Consider the following 376-nt stretch of genomic DNA (forward strand, 5'->3'; position numbering starts at 1 on the left):
TGGTCTCGGATGGAATCCGTAGGTCGTTCATATACGAAATTAGAGGCCCAAAGGGTCATCAAAGCTCAGTCATATGATGGGGGGTATTATCCTCGTTCATGGCTTGGGCATGTGTTCCATCTGGGGTGGTCTGTTGATGATATCTGCTGGCTGATATCTGCTGACTGMAAGCAMCTTGGGCTTATAGCTCGGGATTATTCTGCTGATGAGAATCTGCGTTTTGCGTGTCGTTCGGAACAGGAAGACAGGCGACGCTTCAGGCTTCCTGCTGGTGGTTTAGAATACGTTCCAGAGGTTAAGGAAGCGAAGGAATCACGCGGAGAGATTTTTGATGCAGGACCGTCTGAGAATGGGTGTGAGTCATCTTCTCGGATAG

General features: G+C 49.2%; 1 protein-coding gene. It reads left to right on the forward strand.

Annotation, left to right across the window (positions count from 1 at the left end):
* Window positions 1-9: 9 nt before the first annotated feature.
* The coding region (locus tag KP705_RS19160) for a hypothetical protein (RefSeq protein WP_215765455.1) at window positions 10-376 on the forward strand (367 nt) is incomplete at its 3' end.

It is taken from the genome of Gluconobacter sp. P1D12_c (genome assembly GCF_018812105.1).
In the GTDB taxonomy this organism is placed as follows: Bacteria; Pseudomonadota; Alphaproteobacteria; order Acetobacterales; family Acetobacteraceae; genus Gluconobacter; species Gluconobacter oxydans_A.